Below are 14,230 nucleotides of genomic sequence, written 5' to 3'. Positions count from 1 at the left end.
TTAGAATACCGGCCTGTCACGCCGGGGGTCGCGGGTTCGAGTCCCGTCCGCTCCGCCACTAATTTGAAGGCCTTCCCAGATGGGAAGGCCTTTTTGCTATGGGTGGTTTTGTCCATAAGACCCACAGGTTTGCACACCAGAACGAACAGCAAAGCCCGGCTTCACGACCGGGCTTTTGTATTTTTAGCGTGTTAAACCACCAATATCTGGCTTTTCCCTGCCAAGTAAGAGTGCCAGATAGCCGATTATTTCCACCATTTTCGGGCTATATCAGAGTCTTATCAGTCTCATTTACAGCTATCTGAATGACTCTGAAGGTGGTCAAATCAGGCTTCTGCCGCCTGCTGGTTGCAGGGAAGTTCCATATTGACCACCCCTCTTCCATTTGCACGTCGATCTTGAAGTCCAGCAGCTTGGCTAGGTTGGGAATACCGAGATTAATCAGGTACCGTTCAAGCAAAGAGGCCTTCCCGACGGGAAGGCCTCTTTGCTTTATCTATCAACTGATTACCATCACTCGGTCTATTTATCAGTGCTTCTCTTTGTTGCCAATGCTCAGGCCGAGCTTGATGGAGAGGGCTGCCAGTAACAGCAGCATCATGATCAGGGAGAAGAAGTTGCTGCCAAGCTCCGGGTATTGCACCTTGAGCAGCGCGGAGTGACCGAAGACACCGATAAAGAAGCAGAGCAGGGTGCAGATGGGAGTGTTGCCCACCATGGGTTCATGGCGATAGTGCTGGAACAGCTGATAGGCCGCCAGCCAGAGGGCAATCAGCGGAAAGAAGGAGAAAGGTACGACCGAGTTGGTCAGCACGGCCAGAGAGGCATCGCCACAGATACCAATCAGCATGGCCATGGCGAGCGGTTTTTTCGGGATCATAAGCTGTTCAGTCATATCGTTCTCCATCCTGTGGTCATGGGTGAGGTTCACGGCGCTTCTGGTTTTGTACCTCGGCGCCCATGGCGATCATCCGCAGTTGGCGAATTGTTCGGTCGGAGAGTGCCCGGCACTCTTCGCTGGTCATGTCGAGTGCATCGGCACCGGCACTGAAGACGATGGTGACCATGGCTTCTGCCTGGATGTAGGCATCTTCCCGTGGTGCTTCGGTGGTGGCTTCCAGATAATCGGTCAGCTCTGCGATAAAGTGCTGGATTTCGCGAGCCACCGCCTGACGAAAGGCGGCCGAGGTGCCGGAGCGTTCCCGCAGCAGCAGCCGGAAGATGTTGGGGTTGTTCTCGACAAACTCCATAAAGGTCTGCACCGAGGTGCTGATGACACTGCCACCACCGGCAATGCGCTGGCGTGCCTGGCGCATCAGTTGGCGCAGGGTAAGGCCTCCTTCGTCAACCAGGGTCAGGCCCAGTTCCTCCATATCGCGAAAGTGGCGATAGAAAGAGGTGGGCGCGATACCCGCTTCGCGAGCGACTTCCCGCAGGCTGAGATTGGAGAAACTCCGATTGGCGCACAGTTGGCTGAATGCAGCATCGATCAATGTACGCCGGGTTTTTTCTTTTTGTTGAGCGCGAATACCCACGAAATCAGTCACCTTCAGCTTAACGAGGACAAATGATAACCCGAAGGCGCCTCAGGATCAGGTTTGTATCCTATTTTTTTACCATTGACCGTGAGGAAATCACCATAGAAAATGGCTAACAGCTGTTCGCTGAAAGGATGCAATGAGATGGCCAGACCCCCCATTATTTTCACCAATACCCTGCTGTTCTCCCTCTCCGGGATAGTGGCGTTGATTGTCGTGCCCTGGTACGGCGTGAGCCACGGTTACGATCTCTGGCAGTGGGCCAGTTTCCTGTTGTTGTTCTGCCTTAGTGGTCTCTCCATCACCGCAGGCTATCACCGGCTCTGGTCGCACAAGGCCTACAAGGCGCACCCCGCTTTGCAGTGGTTGTTTGCCATCGGCGGTGCGTTGGCGCTGCAGAATTCGGCCCTGCACTGGTCGGCCGATCACCGCCGTCACCATCGTCATGTGGATGACAACGATAAAGACCCCTACAGCGCGGGGCGCGGCTTCTGGTATTCCCACATCGGCTGGATGCTGCGGGAGCATCAGGGAGATCGCTATGGCGATTACAATAATGTGCGTGACCTGCAGAACAACCCGGTGGTCGCGTTTCAGCACCGTCACTATCTGACGCTGGCGCTGGCGGCCAATCTGGGGCTGCCGCTGCTGCTCGGCCTATGGCACGGGGATATGCTCGGCATGTTGCTGTTGGCAGGCGTGCTGAGAATGGTGATGACTCACCACACCACCTTCTTCATCAATTCGCTGGCCCACATCTGGGGCAGTCAGCCCTATACCGACCGCAATACCGCTCGCGATAACGGCATCCTGGCTTTTTTCACCTTTGGCGAGGGGTACCACAACTTTCACCACCTGTTCGAGAATGACTACCGCAATGGCATTCACTGGTGGCAGTTCGATCCGACCAAGTGGTTGATCCGGCTCGCCTCCTGGTGCGGTCTGGCGGGAGATCTCAGATCTTCGCCGGAGGAGCGTATCGAACAAGCCCGGCTGCAGATGCAGCTGAAACGGGCACAAGCCAAGTTGCGCAAGCAGGAAGATCGCGAACTGTGGCAGGCGCTGCTGCAGGAGGAGTACGACAAGCTGAGCCAGCAGTTGCAACACTATTACGCTAGTCGCAAGCGGCTGCTGGAGCTGCGCAAGCGCAAGGCGCTGGCGCGCTATGACCGCCTCAAGCTGCAACTGGAGTACCGGGCCCTGCGTGACGGCTTTATCGCTGGTAAACGCAACTGGAGTCGCCTGCTGGCAGGCATTGCATGATGCCTTGCCGGGGTATCACACATACTAAAAGAGAAGACCGCCTGCTGGCGGTCTTCTCTTTGGTATGCATGTTTGAACGGGCTAGTTGGTTTGGCTCTGCTGTTGCTGCAACTGATCCAGTGCCTGCTGCTCCTGCTGGCTGAGACCCAGCTGTTCACAGGCCTGCTCAAAGCTGATCCCCAGATAGCGCATCATGATATCCAATAACGGGAGGGCTTAGTTGGCTTGGCTCTGCTGTTGCTGCAACTGATCCAGCGCCTGTTGCTCCTGCTGGCTAAGACCCAGTTGTTCACAGGCCTGCTCAAAGCTGATCCCCAGATGGCACATCATGATATCCAATAACGGGAGGGCTTAGTTGGCTCGGCTCTGCTGTTGCTGCAACTGATCCAGTGCCTGTTGCTCCTGCTGGCTGAGACCCAGCTGTTCGCAGGCCTGCTCAAAGCTGATCCCCAGATGGCACATCATGATATCGATGGCGGGCAGATAGTTCTTCATAGCTTCTTCCATGGTGATCCTCCAGACCCGTCACTTATGCCCTGAACCACTCGGGGCGGCAATTAGACTTTAGGCTTAGTCTGTCCATTTGATAAGCACCCCTGCCACTGGGGGAGGGAATTTGTTACCCTGCATCATGATAAAAACGGTTGCCGTATGACTGCGAGCAACAGGTGAGGAGCAGGGCATGTTATTGAGTTTCTTGATCATCGCTTCAGGTTGGTGGCATATCCGTGCGGCCTACGGTTCAGACAGCCGCCAGTTCTATATCAGCAAGCCGCTGACCATGCTGTTTATCATCGCGTTGGCGTTCGGCTACCAGAGTTATGACCACGACGGTTCCCACGCCTGGATCCTGCTCGGCCTCTGCCTCTCGCTGGCGGGCGATGTGCTGCTGATGCTGCCAAGCGATCGCTTCATTCAAGGGTTGGCGGCATTTCTTGTCGCGCATCTCTGCTATATCGTCGGCTTTGCCCAAGGACCGCTGCTGCTCAATCTGGTGGACGGCTTGCTACTGTTGCTGATTGCCGGCATGGTATTTGGCCTGTTGTGGGGCAAGCTTGGGGAGATGCGGATCCCGGTCTTTTGCTACATGCTGGTGATTATCGGCATGGCCTGGGTGGCCGCCGGTGCCTGGCACGCCTCTCTCACTGCCGGTTCTGCCGCTGCGTTGGTGGGGGCACTGATGTTCCTCTTCTCCGACAGCATGCTGGCGCTCGATCGCTTCCGCCGCCCCTTTCCCCACGCCCGCGCTTGGGTGATGAGCAGCTATTTTGCGGCACAATTCCTGATTGCGGGCTCGCTGGCGGGATAACACCACGTGGTGGAGTACAGGTAACAGATAAAGAAAAACGGGCATTGGCCCGTTTTTCGTTTTATGCCCGGCGTTTTTCACGCCTCTAGCGGTTCGGCATCCGCAGCCCGTGGGGCGGGGGATTTGAGCAACAGCATCAGGCCGCTGGCGATCAGCAAGAAGATCCCCATGATGTAGAACACCTGGTTGTAGGCCATGATGGCTGCTTCCCGGTTGATGGTGTTGGCCAGCATGGCGTGGGCTTGCTGCTGAGCAATCTCGGGGCCTGAACCCTGCGCCATCATGCTCTGGGCCAGTTGCAGCAGATAGCTCTGCCCCTCGATACTGCTGGCGGCCAGAGTGCTGCCAATTTGCAGCACATGGGTGCGGGTATCGTTGTCGAGCAGGGTCGCGATGATGGCGATACCGAACGCGCCACCGAGGTTGCGCAGTACGTTGAGCAGGGTCGAGGAGGAGGGGATCTCGTCGTGGCTCAGGCTGGCGGTGGCGACCAGGGAGAGCGGCACCATGATGAAGGGCTGCCCCAGCGCCCGCACGATAAGCGACTGGATCAGCTGCGGCCCGGCGTAGTCGGCACTCATGTTGACGTTCATAAAGCAGCTGACGGCGAAGATAAGGAAGCCGAAGCTCACCAGATAGCGCGGGTCTATCTTGTGGGTCAGTTTGGGCACCAGCGGTAGCACCAGCAGTTGCGGCAGCCCCATCCACATCAGGACTTCGCCGATCTCCAGCGCGTTGTAGTTGTGGATCTGGGTCATGTAGAGCGGCAGCACATAGATGGAGCCCATCAACGCCATGCCGAGGATCAGATAGGCGAAGCAGGCCAGCGCGAAGCGCGGGTTGTGCAGCAACCGCAGATTGACCAGCGGGTGACGGCGGATCAGCTGGCTGATGACGAAGAACACCAGCGCCACTGCCGAGATGACCGCCAGTCGCACGATGAAACTTGAGCCGAACCAGTCTTCCCGATTGCCCTCTTCCAGTACCACCTCCAGCAGGCCGAGGCCAAGTGCCATGGTGACAATCCCGATGAGGTCTACCCGCTTGATCACGGCCCAGTCCACCGGTTTTTTATCCAGCCCGTGGGCCAGCATGGCCATCACCAGCAGTCCCGGCGGCACGTTGAGATAGAAGATGTAGTGCCACGACATCTGCTCGGTGAGCCAGCCGCCGAGGGTCGGACCGATGGCGGGGGCGAAGGTGGCACAGAGGCCAAACAGCGCCATGCCGGTGGCCCGCTTTTGTAGCGGCAACAGGGTGACGATGAGGGAGAAGGCCATCGGGATCAGCGCCCCGCCGGTGAAGCCCTGCAGCGCCCGGAAGACGATCATGCTGGTGAGGTTCCAGCTGAACGAGCAGAGCACGGAGGCGGCGATAAACGCACTGGTGGTCCAGAGTAGGTAGCGGCGCACGCTCAGCCCCCGGCTCAGCCAGCCGCTCAGGGGGATGGCGATCATCTCCGCCACCAGATAGGAGGTGGAGATCCAGGAGCTTTCGCTCAGGGTGGCCGACAGGGCCCCCTGAATATCCTTCAGGGAGGCATTGGTGATCTGGATATCGAGGATGGCCATGAAGGCGCCGATAAGCCCCCCCATGACCGCGATCCAGTTGCGACGTGGAATGGGTTCCATCAGTTGGCAGCCACCACGGGCTCAGGAGTGCGGGTATCCACGATCACTTCGGTGGAGAGACCCGGCAGCAGCTTGCCTGCCAGCGGGCCTGGCTCGGGGATGCGGATCTTCACCGGTACCCGCTGCACGATTTTGGTGAAGTTGCCGGTAGCATTCTCCGGTGGCAGCAGGGCGAACTTGGCACCGGTGGCCGGGGCCAGGCTGTCGATGATCCCCTCGACCGGTTGATCCGGGTAGGCATCGAGCACCACTTCGACCTTCTGGCCCGGCTGCATATGGGCGAGCTGGGTCTCCTTGAAGTTGGCCTCGACCCACACCTGCTGTAGCGGCACCAGGCTGGCGACCTGCATACCGGACTGGACGTAGAGCCCTTCCCGCAGGCTGCGCTTGCCGATGATGCCGTCGGCCGGTGCCCGCAGTTCGGTGTAGCCGAGCTCCAGCTTGGCCTGCTCCAGTTGTGCTTCGCTCAATGCCAGCTTGGCCAGATTCTGTTTGCGCTCGGCATCCAGTACCAGCAGTCGTTCACGTGCCGCCTGCAGGGCGGCTTGGGCCTCCCGGGCTTGCGCCTGATTGACCTGCAGGCCGGCACGCACCTCGTCCAGACTGTCTTGCGAGCTGTAGTGGCGCTGGTTGAGCTGACTGATCCGGTTGACCTGCTGGCTGGCGCGCAGCTGTTCGGCGTTGGCGGAGGCGAGCTTGGCCTCGGCCTGCTGGATCAGGCTCAGTTGTTGGGTGCGGGTGGCGGCCAGATTTTCGGCCGTCGCCTGATTGAGGCGCAGGTCGGCTTCGGCCTCCGCGACCCTGGTTTTGTATTCGCGATCATCGAGACGGGCTATTAGTTGGCCCGCTTTGACCGGCTGGTTGTCGGTGACCAGCACTTCGCGGATATAGCCGGGCAGCTTGGAGCTGATCCCGGTCACTTCACTTTGCAGATAGGCGTTGTCGGTGCTTTCAAAATAGCGGCCGTGAAGATACCAGTAACCGGCGAACAGCAGACCGAGCAGCGCCAATATCATGGCTGCCAGCAGGGGAATTTTTTTGTGTTGACTCATTTTTGTGATTCCTGAACTTAAGGGGCGCAGGCTAACACTGGTCAACTGTTTCGATTAGTATTGGTTCACGAGATATACAGTTTCACTGGTGCAACAATGGATCTCAATGCCGCGTTAATTCTGGTGCGTATCGTCGACAAGGGCTCGTTTACGGGGGCCGCCCGCGAGCTGGGGATGACCAAGGCGATGGTCAGCCGCCGCATCGCCGAACTGGAACAGCGGCTCGGAGTGCGTCTGCTCTATCGCTCCACTCGTCAGCTCACTTTGACCGAGGAAGGGGAGAAGTACTACCTGCACTGTAGCAAGGCGGTCGATGCCCTGACCGAAGCCGAGCTCATGCTGAGCGCCAGCCAGCAGGAGGTAACCGGCACGCTCAAACTGGCGGTGCCTATCGAGACGGGGCAACTGGTGGTTGGGCGCTTGGTCGCCAAGTTTTTGCAGGCCTATCCCGCCTTGCAGGTGGAGCTGGAGCTGACCAATCGAGTGGTGGACCCTATCAGCGAAGGGCTGGATGCGGTGGTGCGGATTGGCGACATGAGCGACTCCAATCTGGCGGCGCGCCGACTCTGGAGCACCGGACGGCTGCTCTGTGCCAGCCCGGACTATCTGGCCCGCAGCCCGGTCATCGAGCGGCCGGAGGATCTGGCCAACCACGAGCGGGTGACGGTGAGCAGCGGGTTTCTCGCCTCTCACTGGTGCTTCGAGCTGGATGGCAGAGAGGTGCTGGTTGACCCCCCATCCCGTTTTCGGGTCAATAATATTACCTGTGCCCGGGAGGCGGCGAAGGCGGGGCTGGGGTTGGCCTCGTTACCCGCTATGCTCTGTCAGGATGAGCTGGCCAGCGGCGAGCTGGTGATCCTGCTGCCAGAGTGGCAGCAACCCAGGGTGCCGATTTATTTGCTGTTTCCGGAGCGGCAACTGATGCCGCGCAAGTTGCGGGCATTCATCGATTTCATGATTGAGAACGGCGCCGAGTTTGGCATCGACAAGTTGTTGTAAGGGGGAGCTATGGATAACTGGATCAATCTCTATCGCGCCTCACACACCCTGGAGGCGCACGCGTTGAAAGGGGCGCTGGAGGCGGAAGGGGTGCAGGTGCGCCTCAATGGCGAGGGGCTGTCTGGCGCCCTTGGCGAACTGCCGGTCGACATGTTGCAGGTGACCCTGATGGTGCGGGCAGAGGATCGCAGCAAGGCAGGAAGGGTCATCGAGCGTTACCAGCAGCGTCAGGGTAACGGCTGGCTGTGCGGCCAGTGCGGGGAGGAGAACGGCGCCAACTTCGACGTCTGCTGGCGCTGTCATCACGATCCCCACGACAGTTGATCTCTCTTCCGCTAGCGCGGCGGGAACTCGATATCTTCCCCTGCGCTGGCATCGTGATAGGTCGCCAGATCCAGCTCGTTTTCGCTGCGGGCGATCAGCACCGACACCAGAATATCCCCCGATACGTTGACCGTGGTGCGCGCCATGTCGAGGATCCGGTCAATGCCCGCAATCAGTGCCACCCCTTCCAGCGGCAAGCCCACCGCCGTCAGGGTCAGGGTCAGCAGCATCAACCCGGTGCCCGGGGTGCCAGCGGTGCCAATACTGGCCAGGGTGGCAATGCTGATGATGGTCAGGTAATCGACCATGTGCAGATCCACCCCGAATGCCTGAGCCACGAACAGCGCTGTGACCCCCTGATAGAGGGCGGTGCCATCCATGTTGATGGTAGCGCCGATGGGCAGCACCTTGGCGGTGATGGCGGGGGAGACTCCCAGCCGCTTCTCGGCGCAGGCCAGACTGATGGGCAGGGTGGAGTTGCTGGAGCTGCTGGTGAAGGCCACCGCCTGAGCGTCAACGATGCTCTTGAAGTAGTGCAGTGGATTGAGCCGTGCCAGCAGGAGCAACAGAGTGCTGTAGACCCCGAGCACGTGCAGCAGACAGCCGAGGTAGACGGCGCCGATCACCTTGAGCAGCGGCAGCAGCAGGTCGAGACCGTACTTGCCGGTCATCCAGGCCATCAGGGCGCAGACACCATAAGGGGCGAGAGCCATCACCATCTGGGTCAGCTTGAACATCCCCTCTGCCAGCGAGGTGAAGAAGAGGATGGCAGGGCGGCCACGGCGACCGCTGGCATTGAGGGCGACCGCCAGCGCCACCGCAAAGACAATTACTTGCAGGATCTTGCCATCCACCATCGCCTGTACCGGGTTACTCGGCACCAGATGGCTCAGCACGCTGGCCAGGGTGGGTGGTTCCGACATACCGACCCGCTCATAGGGGCCCATGTCGGCGCCCATGCCGGGTTCCAGCAGCCAGCCCATCATCAGGCCGATGCAGATGGCGATGGCGGTGGAGCAGAAGTAGAGGCAGATCGCCTTGCTGCCGATGCGATCGAGGGCCTTGCCATTGAGCAGCGAGGTGAGACCGGCGATGACCGAGCAGAAAATGAGGGGCACCATCAGCATCTGGATGGTGTTGACGAACAAGACGCCAAGGGGCTTGAGCAGCAGGGCTTGCTCTTCAAAGCCGACGCCCAGACCCACCCCTGTCAGCATGCCGATCAGGGTCTTGAGCCAGAGTGGTCGGCGGGTCCAGATCTGCCAGGGCTTGAGAGCCTCTCCATGGAACAGCATGACGCCAATATCCTTATACATTGTCTGCGATGGCCAAAAAGGGGCGCCAGTGTAGCGATCCCTGACGCGGGTTGCCACATTATCGACAAAGCGGTGGCGGTGACCACTCCCCTGACCAGGAAATGCGCAATTTATTGGCCTATATCAAGATCCCTCCGGGCAGGGAGATATTTAATTGGCATTAAATATGTTCATTATTGAGGTGAGAGATGTCGCAATCGGTTCATGGTCACGAAGTGATGGAGATGATGCTGGCGCAAGGGGGGCAATTTACCCGTGCCAGCCTGAAACAGGCGATGGCCGAACGGTTCGGTGCCGAAGCCCGTTTTCATACCTGCAGCGCCAGCGAGATGGATGCGGAAGCGCTGATCGACTTTCTGGCTGCCCGCGGCAAATTCATCGACTCGGCCGAAGGTTTCCAGACCCGCGCCGACAAGATCTGCAACCACGGTTAATCCCGCTGCGAGCGCATCATGGCGCTCGCTCAATTCTTCGCCCTTTGCTATATTTCGCCCCCTCTCTTTTCCCTATTCAGGGCGTAGCCCGGGCGTTGTATGGATACTTTCTCTGCCGCAGTCATGCTGTTTCTGATCATGGACCCGCTGGGCAACCTGCCGGTCTTCCTCTCTATCCTGCGTCATATCGATCCCAAGCGACGTCGCAAGGTGATGGTGCGCGAGCTGCTCTTCTCGCTGGCCATCATGATGCTATTCCTGTTCGTCGGTCAGCAGATCCTCGGTTTCCTCAACCTGCGGCAGGAGGCGGTCAGCATTGCGGGGGGCATCATCCTGTTCCTGATCGCCATCAAGATGATCTTCCCGAGTGAGGGGGGCGTGACCGGGCTGGCGGCGGGCGAGGAGCCCTTCCTGGTGCCGATGGCGATCCCGATGATCGCCGGTCCCTCGATCCTCGCCTCCTTGATGCTGCTGGCCAATCAGGAGCCCAGCCGGATGGTGGACTGGTCGCTGGCGCTCTTTATGGCCTGGGCTGCCAGCGCGGTGATCCTGATGTTCTACGAGGTATTCAACAAGCTGCTGGGTGAGCGGGGACTCACTGCGGTGGAGCGGTTGATGGGTATGCTGTTGGTGATGATCTCGGTCCAGATGCTGCTGGACGGGGTACATCACTATCTGGCAGTGACCGGCCAAGGCTGAGCGGTTTACATCTTGAAGTGAATGAAACGGGGCTACGCAGAGCCCCGTTCTTTTCTTCCTGCCGAGAGGGCGTGTCGTCACTCGTGAGTGGTCGCTGCGGGTTCCAGTTTGCTCATGATGAGGGAGAGCAGCAATTCCCGCAGCCAGCGGTGGCCCGGATCCTCGCTGTGACGCTGATGCCAGATGAGCAGATGGGAGATGCTGTCCAACCCGATGGGCAGCGGCAGCTGCAACAGCGGATAGACCTGGGTAGCGTGGCGAGCGTAGAGCCTGGAGAGGGTCACTATCATGTCGGAGTGCATCCCCATCCGCAGCGCCGCCTCGAAGGAGGGCACGGTTGCCTCGATACGCCGGTAGAGATCCTGCTCTGCCAGCTTGTGATCCAGCATCCAGCGGTCCCGTCCCTCGCAGTAAGTCTGCACATGGGGATAACTGAGGTAGTGCTCCAGATTCCAGTTGGGCTCTCGCAGCGCGGGGTGGTGCTGCTGCACCAGACAGGTGAGGTCATCGACCGCCAGCACTCGCTGACAGATGCTGTCGGGCAGGGTATCGAGCCGATAATCGGAGCTGATGCAGTTCTCCCGCACCGCGAAGGCGATGTCCACCTGTCCCTGACTCATCTCGGTCAGACTGTTCTCGGTCCACTCCTCGTAACGCAAGCGGATCCTTGGTGCCTGCCGCTTCAGCTCGCTCAGGTAGAGCGGGGCAAACAGGGTAAAGGCGCTGTCCATGCTGGCGATGACGAACTCTCGCTCCGAGCTGGCGGGGTCGAACTCGGGCGGCTGGATCAGGTTATCCAGCGACAGCAGGATGGGTTGCAACTGCTGCTGCAGTGCAAGGGCACGGCCGGTGGGTTCCAGCCCGTAGGCAGATCGGATGAAGAGGGGATCATTGAAGGTATCGCGCAGACGGCCGAGGGCTTTACTGACCGCGGACTGGCTCAGATGAAGGCGGCGTGCCGCCTTGCTGCCGTTGCGCTCTTCCAGCAATACCTGCAGGATAATCAGCAAATTTAGGTCGATGCGACCCAGTTGTTCCAGCAGCATGATATGAATCCTCTTCAATTCTAAGATGAATTTATACCATTTGTTTTCATATCTTGGCGATCTTATCCTCGAATGGTCTCAGGTTCGCATGAACCACTGGTACAGGATGTAGCGGTTGAGGGGACATGTAGCACAATCAATATGGCGACCTCAGGGTCGCCCTATTTTTTGGCTATGATTTATTTGCTCACTTGCACCTGCCTTGATTTTGCCCAACAATCCCTGCGCTCTATTTTGATACAAGTAACAGATATCTCTTTGTGAGGGAGTATCCCTATGGGACTCGGTGGAATTCATATCTGGCATATGCTGATCCTCTTGCTGGTCGTTGTGCTGGTCTTCGGCAGCAAGCGTCTTGCCAGTGCAGGTGAGGATCTGGGGACCGCCATCAAAGATTTTCGCAAGGCGATGCGTGACGACGCAAATCATCCGAAATAAGCAGTAGGAGTAGAAAATGTCTGTAGACGAGAAAGTTGAACTGAACGAAACCTGTGACAGCTGCGGCTGTTTTGCCGAGATCGGCACCATCATCGGCGAAGGCGACGATGTGATGGAGCTGGTTATTGAAGCCGCGGCCGAGGCGGATGCCCGCGCCAAGCTGGCTGCCTATGAAGCACTTGCCAAACAGGTCACCGCCGAAGCTCAAGTGAGCAGCGAACTGACCCAGGGCGCCAACGGCGTGATCCTGAAAGCCCGCCTGCAATTCACCTGCACCGCCGAAAAACTGATTTTCGAAATGCGGGCCCGCTCTATCTGAGTTGTCTGATAACGCGGCAGGTTTGCCTGCCGTGTTGACCCTTCTGCTGTGGGTCGGCGTTCTATAGTTACTCTATCCCACAGACGTTTTGCCCGGCGCGAGTCGGCCAACAGAAGGCGTAAATATCATGACGCAGCGATGGATCTCTGCCCCCAATCCCACCCTCTATCGTGATCCGTGCTGCCAACAGGCAGCAGGCGTGACCTCAGCACAGGGGCAGCCATCGTGATGCGACGCTGGATTTGGGCTCTGCTGGCCCTCTGCTGTTTTTCCCTGCTGGCGGCTGAGCTCAAGCCGGTGCGTTTGCCCCAACCCGGGGACCTCGAAAGCATTCTGCAAAAGCGCGAACTCAGGGCTCTGGTGGTCTATGAGCGCGGTTTCTATTTTCTCGATCGCGGCACCCAGTACGGCATTCTGGTCAATCAGCTGCAAGGATTCGAGCGCTGGCTGAACAACACCTATCTCGCTAAAGAGAAGGTCAAACTCAAGGTGGTCTACATCCCGGTGCGGCAGGACAAGCTGCTGGACTATCTGACCGAGGGGCGTGGGGATCTGGTGGCGGCGACCATGACGGTGACCCCGACCCGGCGTGAACAGGTGGCCTTCTCCCGGCCGCTCATCTCTTCCATCGAGGAGTGGGTGGTTAGCCAGAACAGCCTGCCCGCCTTCAGCCGCATTACCCAGCTCTCCGGCAGGCGGGTCTGGGTGCGGGCCAGCTCCAGCTACTACGAGAGCTTGCGCCAGCTCAACTGGTTGTTTCGCGAGTTGGGGCTGCCCCCCGTCTATATCGAGACGGTGCCCGAATATCTACAGGATGGCGATCTGCTGGAGATGGTGGCCGCCGGCATTATTCCCCTGACGGTGACCGACAGCTACAAGGGGCGGATCTGGCTGAGTGGCATGATCTCCGGTCTCAAGGCTCACAAGTTGATCCCCCTGCGCAGCAACGGCACCAGTGGCTGGGCGCTGCGCAAGAACAGCCCCGAGCTGCTGAAAGCGGTCAATGGCTATCTGGCGAGCGTCAGCCGCAACAGCCTCTACAGCGACATGACCCTGCGCCGCTTGCTGGTTCGCAGCGATCAGATGAGCAATATCCTGGCGCCGGATCCTATGGGGCGCCTCGCGACCATTCGCAAGGTGCTGGAGAAGTACGCCAATCAATACGATCTCGACTGGCTGATGCTGGCGGCGCTTGGCTACAAGGAGTCCGGCCTCAATCCCAAGGCGCGCTCGCCCAAGGGGGCCGTGGGCCTCATGCAGTTGCTGCCCAGTACGGGGCGGGAAGTCGGCATCAACGGCGCCAGACTCACCACGCTGGAGGGAAATGTGGAGGCCGCCTGCCGCTACATGCGGTTGATCCTCGATACCTACTTCAATGATCCCAAGCTGGATCGGCTCAACCGCCACCTGTTTGCCCTCGCCGCCTACAACGCTGGGCCGAACCGGGTGCAGGCGCTGCGAGGCAAGGCGGAGAAACTGGGACTCGATCCCAACGTCTGGTTCGGTAACGTGGATCAGCTGGTGGCCAACGAAGTCGGACAGGGGCCGATCAACTATGTCGGCACCATCTACAAGTACTACGTGGCCTATCGTTTCAGCCTGCCCCAGATCGAGGGCAAGGCTGCCGCTATCGAAGCGGCTCAGCCCTGAGCCGGTTGACCGGCAGGGTCGCCTGCACGGTCGGCAATTGCCAGCCACCGTCCCTGTGTTGCAAAAACCAGTGAGCAGGGCCGGTGGCCGGGATGAGATCTGGCTGGCTGAGCTGGCCCAGATAGCGCAACATCGGGGTATCATGCAGTTCCATCAGCAACTCCTTTTGAATATGTGAAGAGGCTCGCCAGCGTTATGACACCCGGCCATGA

Annotated in this window: 17 protein-coding genes; 9 read left to right on the top strand and 8 right to left on the bottom strand. The window is 59.1% G+C overall.

Going from position 1 to position 14,230, the window contains the following annotated elements; all coding sequences use genetic code 11:
• Positions 1-529: 529 nt before the first annotated feature.
• Together G5533_RS14690 and fabR are read right to left on the bottom strand one after the other, a co-directional pair.
• Positions 530-895, bottom strand: a complete 366-nt coding sequence (locus G5533_RS14690; protein ID WP_213389829.1) for a YijD family membrane protein — start codon at positions 893-895, stop codon at positions 530-532.
• Positions 896-914: 19 nt separating this feature from the next.
• On the bottom strand, positions 915-1,535 hold the full coding sequence (gene fabR / locus G5533_RS14685) for an HTH-type transcriptional repressor FabR (protein ID WP_005339921.1): 621 nt from the start codon (positions 1,533-1,535) through the stop codon (positions 915-917).
• Between the two features lie 147 nt (positions 1,536-1,682).
• On the opposite strand from fabR, the gene G5533_RS14680 reads away from it, so the two are divergent.
• Entirely contained in the window at positions 1,683-2,801 is a 1,119-nt protein-coding gene (locus tag G5533_RS14680) for a fatty acid desaturase (protein ID WP_216959726.1), read from the top strand.
• A 351-nt stretch (positions 2,802-3,152) separates the two neighbouring features.
• On the opposite strand, the gene G5533_RS14675 is transcribed toward G5533_RS14680, so the two are convergent.
• Entirely contained in the window at positions 3,153-3,308 is a 156-nt protein-coding gene (locus G5533_RS14675) for a hypothetical protein (RefSeq protein WP_231720668.1), read from the bottom strand.
• Positions 3,309-3,483: 175 nt separating this feature from the next.
• On the opposite strand from G5533_RS14675, the gene G5533_RS14670 reads away from it, so the two are divergent.
• The gene (locus tag G5533_RS14670; RefSeq protein ID WP_421223133.1) at positions 3,484-4,110 is read left to right on the top strand and encodes a lysoplasmalogenase; all 627 of its coding nucleotides are present in this window, start codon (positions 3,484-3,486) and stop codon (positions 4,108-4,110) included.
• 77 nt (positions 4,111-4,187) lie between these two features.
• On the opposite strand, the gene G5533_RS14665 is transcribed toward G5533_RS14670, so the two are convergent.
• Together G5533_RS14665 and G5533_RS14660 are read right to left on the bottom strand one after the other, a co-directional pair.
• Positions 4,188-5,741 (bottom strand): DHA2 family efflux MFS transporter permease subunit, encoded by a 1,554-nt coding sequence (locus tag G5533_RS14665; RefSeq protein ID WP_421255508.1) that lies wholly within the window; start codon positions 5,739-5,741, stop codon positions 4,188-4,190.
• A complete protein-coding gene (locus tag G5533_RS14660) occupies positions 5,741-6,793 on the bottom strand; it encodes an HlyD family secretion protein (RefSeq protein WP_219295563.1) in 1,053 nt (350 codons plus the stop codon). Before G5533_RS14660 ends, G5533_RS14665 begins: the two co-directional genes overlap by 1 nt.
• Positions 6,794-6,889: 96 nt before the next feature.
• On the opposite strand from G5533_RS14660, the gene G5533_RS14655 reads away from it, so the two are divergent.
• Both G5533_RS14655 and G5533_RS14650 read left to right on the top strand, forming a co-directional pair.
• Positions 6,890-7,792 (top strand): LysR family transcriptional regulator, encoded by a 903-nt coding sequence (locus tag G5533_RS14655; protein ID WP_019444678.1) that lies wholly within the window; start codon positions 6,890-6,892, stop codon positions 7,790-7,792.
• Positions 7,793-7,801: 9 nt separating this feature from the next.
• On the top strand, positions 7,802-8,116 hold the full coding sequence (locus G5533_RS14650) for a putative signal transducing protein (protein ID WP_058056276.1): 315 nt from the start codon (positions 7,802-7,804) through the stop codon (positions 8,114-8,116).
• Between the two features lie 11 nt (positions 8,117-8,127).
• Here the strand turns inward: G5533_RS14650 and G5533_RS14645 are convergent, their stop codons facing one another.
• Complete coding sequence (locus G5533_RS14645; protein ID WP_058056277.1) at positions 8,128-9,411, bottom strand: dicarboxylate/amino acid:cation symporter; 1,284 nt, start codon at positions 9,409-9,411, stop codon at positions 8,128-8,130.
• A gap of 209 nt (positions 9,412-9,620) precedes the next feature.
• Between G5533_RS14645 and G5533_RS14640 the strand changes: the two genes are divergently transcribed.
• Both G5533_RS14640 and G5533_RS14635 read left to right on the top strand, forming a co-directional pair.
• Positions 9,621-9,866, top strand: coding sequence for a YecH family metal-binding protein (locus tag G5533_RS14640; protein WP_005357633.1), 246 nt, complete (start codon positions 9,621-9,623; stop codon positions 9,864-9,866).
• 99 nt (positions 9,867-9,965) lie between these two features.
• The gene (locus tag G5533_RS14635) at positions 9,966-10,565 is read left to right on the top strand and encodes a YhgN family NAAT transporter (RefSeq protein ID WP_040069536.1); all 600 of its coding nucleotides are present in this window, start codon (positions 9,966-9,968) and stop codon (positions 10,563-10,565) included.
• Between the two features lie 77 nt (positions 10,566-10,642).
• On the opposite strand, the gene G5533_RS14630 is transcribed toward G5533_RS14635, so the two are convergent.
• Positions 10,643-11,611 carry a LysR family transcriptional regulator gene (locus G5533_RS14630; protein WP_005348538.1) on the bottom strand — a complete coding sequence of 323 codons (969 nt, stop codon included), beginning with the start codon at positions 11,609-11,611 and terminating at the stop codon, positions 10,643-10,645.
• A 276-nt stretch (positions 11,612-11,887) separates the two neighbouring features.
• Here G5533_RS14630 and tatA point away from each other — a divergent pair, with 276 nt between their 5' ends.
• From tatA to G5533_RS14615, 3 genes are all read left to right on the top strand, one after another.
• Positions 11,888-12,049, top strand: a complete 162-nt coding sequence (gene tatA, locus G5533_RS14625) for a twin-arginine translocase TatA/TatE family subunit (RefSeq protein WP_005339944.1) — start codon at positions 11,888-11,890, stop codon at positions 12,047-12,049.
• 16 nt (positions 12,050-12,065) lie between these two features.
• Positions 12,066-12,368 carry a YfcZ/YiiS family protein gene (locus tag G5533_RS14620; protein WP_101531245.1) on the top strand — a complete coding sequence of 101 codons (303 nt, stop codon included), beginning with the start codon at positions 12,066-12,068 and terminating at the stop codon, positions 12,366-12,368.
• Positions 12,369-12,596: 228 nt separating this feature from the next.
• Entirely contained in the window at positions 12,597-14,018 is a 1,422-nt protein-coding gene (locus G5533_RS14615) for a transglycosylase SLT domain-containing protein (RefSeq protein ID WP_227341810.1), read from the top strand.
• On the opposite strand, the gene G5533_RS14610 is transcribed toward G5533_RS14615, so the two are convergent.
• Complete coding sequence (locus tag G5533_RS14610) at positions 13,996-14,172, bottom strand: hypothetical protein (protein WP_005339947.1); 177 nt, start codon at positions 14,170-14,172, stop codon at positions 13,996-13,998. The genes G5533_RS14615 and G5533_RS14610 overlap by 23 nt on opposite strands.
• Between the last annotated feature and the right edge of the window lie 58 nt (positions 14,173-14,230).

It is taken from the genome of Aeromonas sp. A600620 (assembly GCF_029479985.1).
In the GTDB taxonomy this organism is placed as follows: domain Bacteria; phylum Pseudomonadota; class Gammaproteobacteria; order Enterobacterales; family Aeromonadaceae; genus Aeromonas; species Aeromonas veronii_A.
The sequence above is the reverse complement of the archived record's forward strand: the minus strand, read 5'-3'. Positions and strand labels throughout refer to the sequence as shown.

What these genes read in the sequence shown, in the direction of transcription:
- G5533_RS14690 (WP_213389829.1), bottom strand. Translation starts at nt 895, where the DNA reads ATGACTGAACAGCTTATGATCCCGAAAAAACCGCTCGCCATGGCCATG.
- G5533_RS14680 (WP_216959726.1), top strand. Translation starts at nt 1,683, where the DNA reads ATGGCCAGACCCCCCATTATTTTCACCAATACCCTGCTGTTCTCCCTC.
- G5533_RS14675 (WP_231720668.1), bottom strand. Translation starts at nt 3,308, where the DNA reads ATGGAAGAAGCTATGAAGAACTATCTGCCCGCCATCGATATCATGATG.
- G5533_RS14670 (WP_421223133.1), top strand. Translation starts at nt 3,484, where the DNA reads ATGTTATTGAGTTTCTTGATCATCGCTTCAGGTTGGTGGCATATCCGT.
- G5533_RS14665 (WP_421255508.1), bottom strand. Translation starts at nt 5,741, where the DNA reads ATGGAACCCATTCCACGTCGCAACTGGATCGCGGTCATGGGGGGGCTT.
- G5533_RS14660 (WP_219295563.1), bottom strand. Translation starts at nt 6,793, where the DNA reads ATGAGTCAACACAAAAAAATTCCCCTGCTGGCAGCCATGATATTGGCG.
- G5533_RS14655 (WP_019444678.1), top strand. Translation starts at nt 6,890, where the DNA reads ATGGATCTCAATGCCGCGTTAATTCTGGTGCGTATCGTCGACAAGGGC.
- G5533_RS14650 (WP_058056276.1), top strand. Translation starts at nt 7,802, where the DNA reads ATGGATAACTGGATCAATCTCTATCGCGCCTCACACACCCTGGAGGCG.
- G5533_RS14645 (WP_058056277.1), bottom strand. Translation starts at nt 9,411, where the DNA reads ATGCTGTTCCATGGAGAGGCTCTCAAGCCCTGGCAGATCTGGACCCGC.
- G5533_RS14640 (WP_005357633.1), top strand. Translation starts at nt 9,621, where the DNA reads ATGTCGCAATCGGTTCATGGTCACGAAGTGATGGAGATGATGCTGGCG.
- G5533_RS14635 (WP_040069536.1), top strand. Translation starts at nt 9,966, where the DNA reads ATGGATACTTTCTCTGCCGCAGTCATGCTGTTTCTGATCATGGACCCG.
- G5533_RS14630 (WP_005348538.1), bottom strand. Translation starts at nt 11,611, where the DNA reads ATGCTGCTGGAACAACTGGGTCGCATCGACCTAAATTTGCTGATTATC.
- tatA (WP_005339944.1), top strand. Translation starts at nt 11,888, where the DNA reads ATGGGACTCGGTGGAATTCATATCTGGCATATGCTGATCCTCTTGCTG.
- G5533_RS14620 (WP_101531245.1), top strand. Translation starts at nt 12,066, where the DNA reads ATGTCTGTAGACGAGAAAGTTGAACTGAACGAAACCTGTGACAGCTGC.
- G5533_RS14615 (WP_227341810.1), top strand. Translation starts at nt 12,597, where the DNA reads ATGCGACGCTGGATTTGGGCTCTGCTGGCCCTCTGCTGTTTTTCCCTG.
- G5533_RS14610 (WP_005339947.1), bottom strand. Translation starts at nt 14,172, where the DNA reads ATGGAACTGCATGATACCCCGATGTTGCGCTATCTGGGCCAGCTCAGC.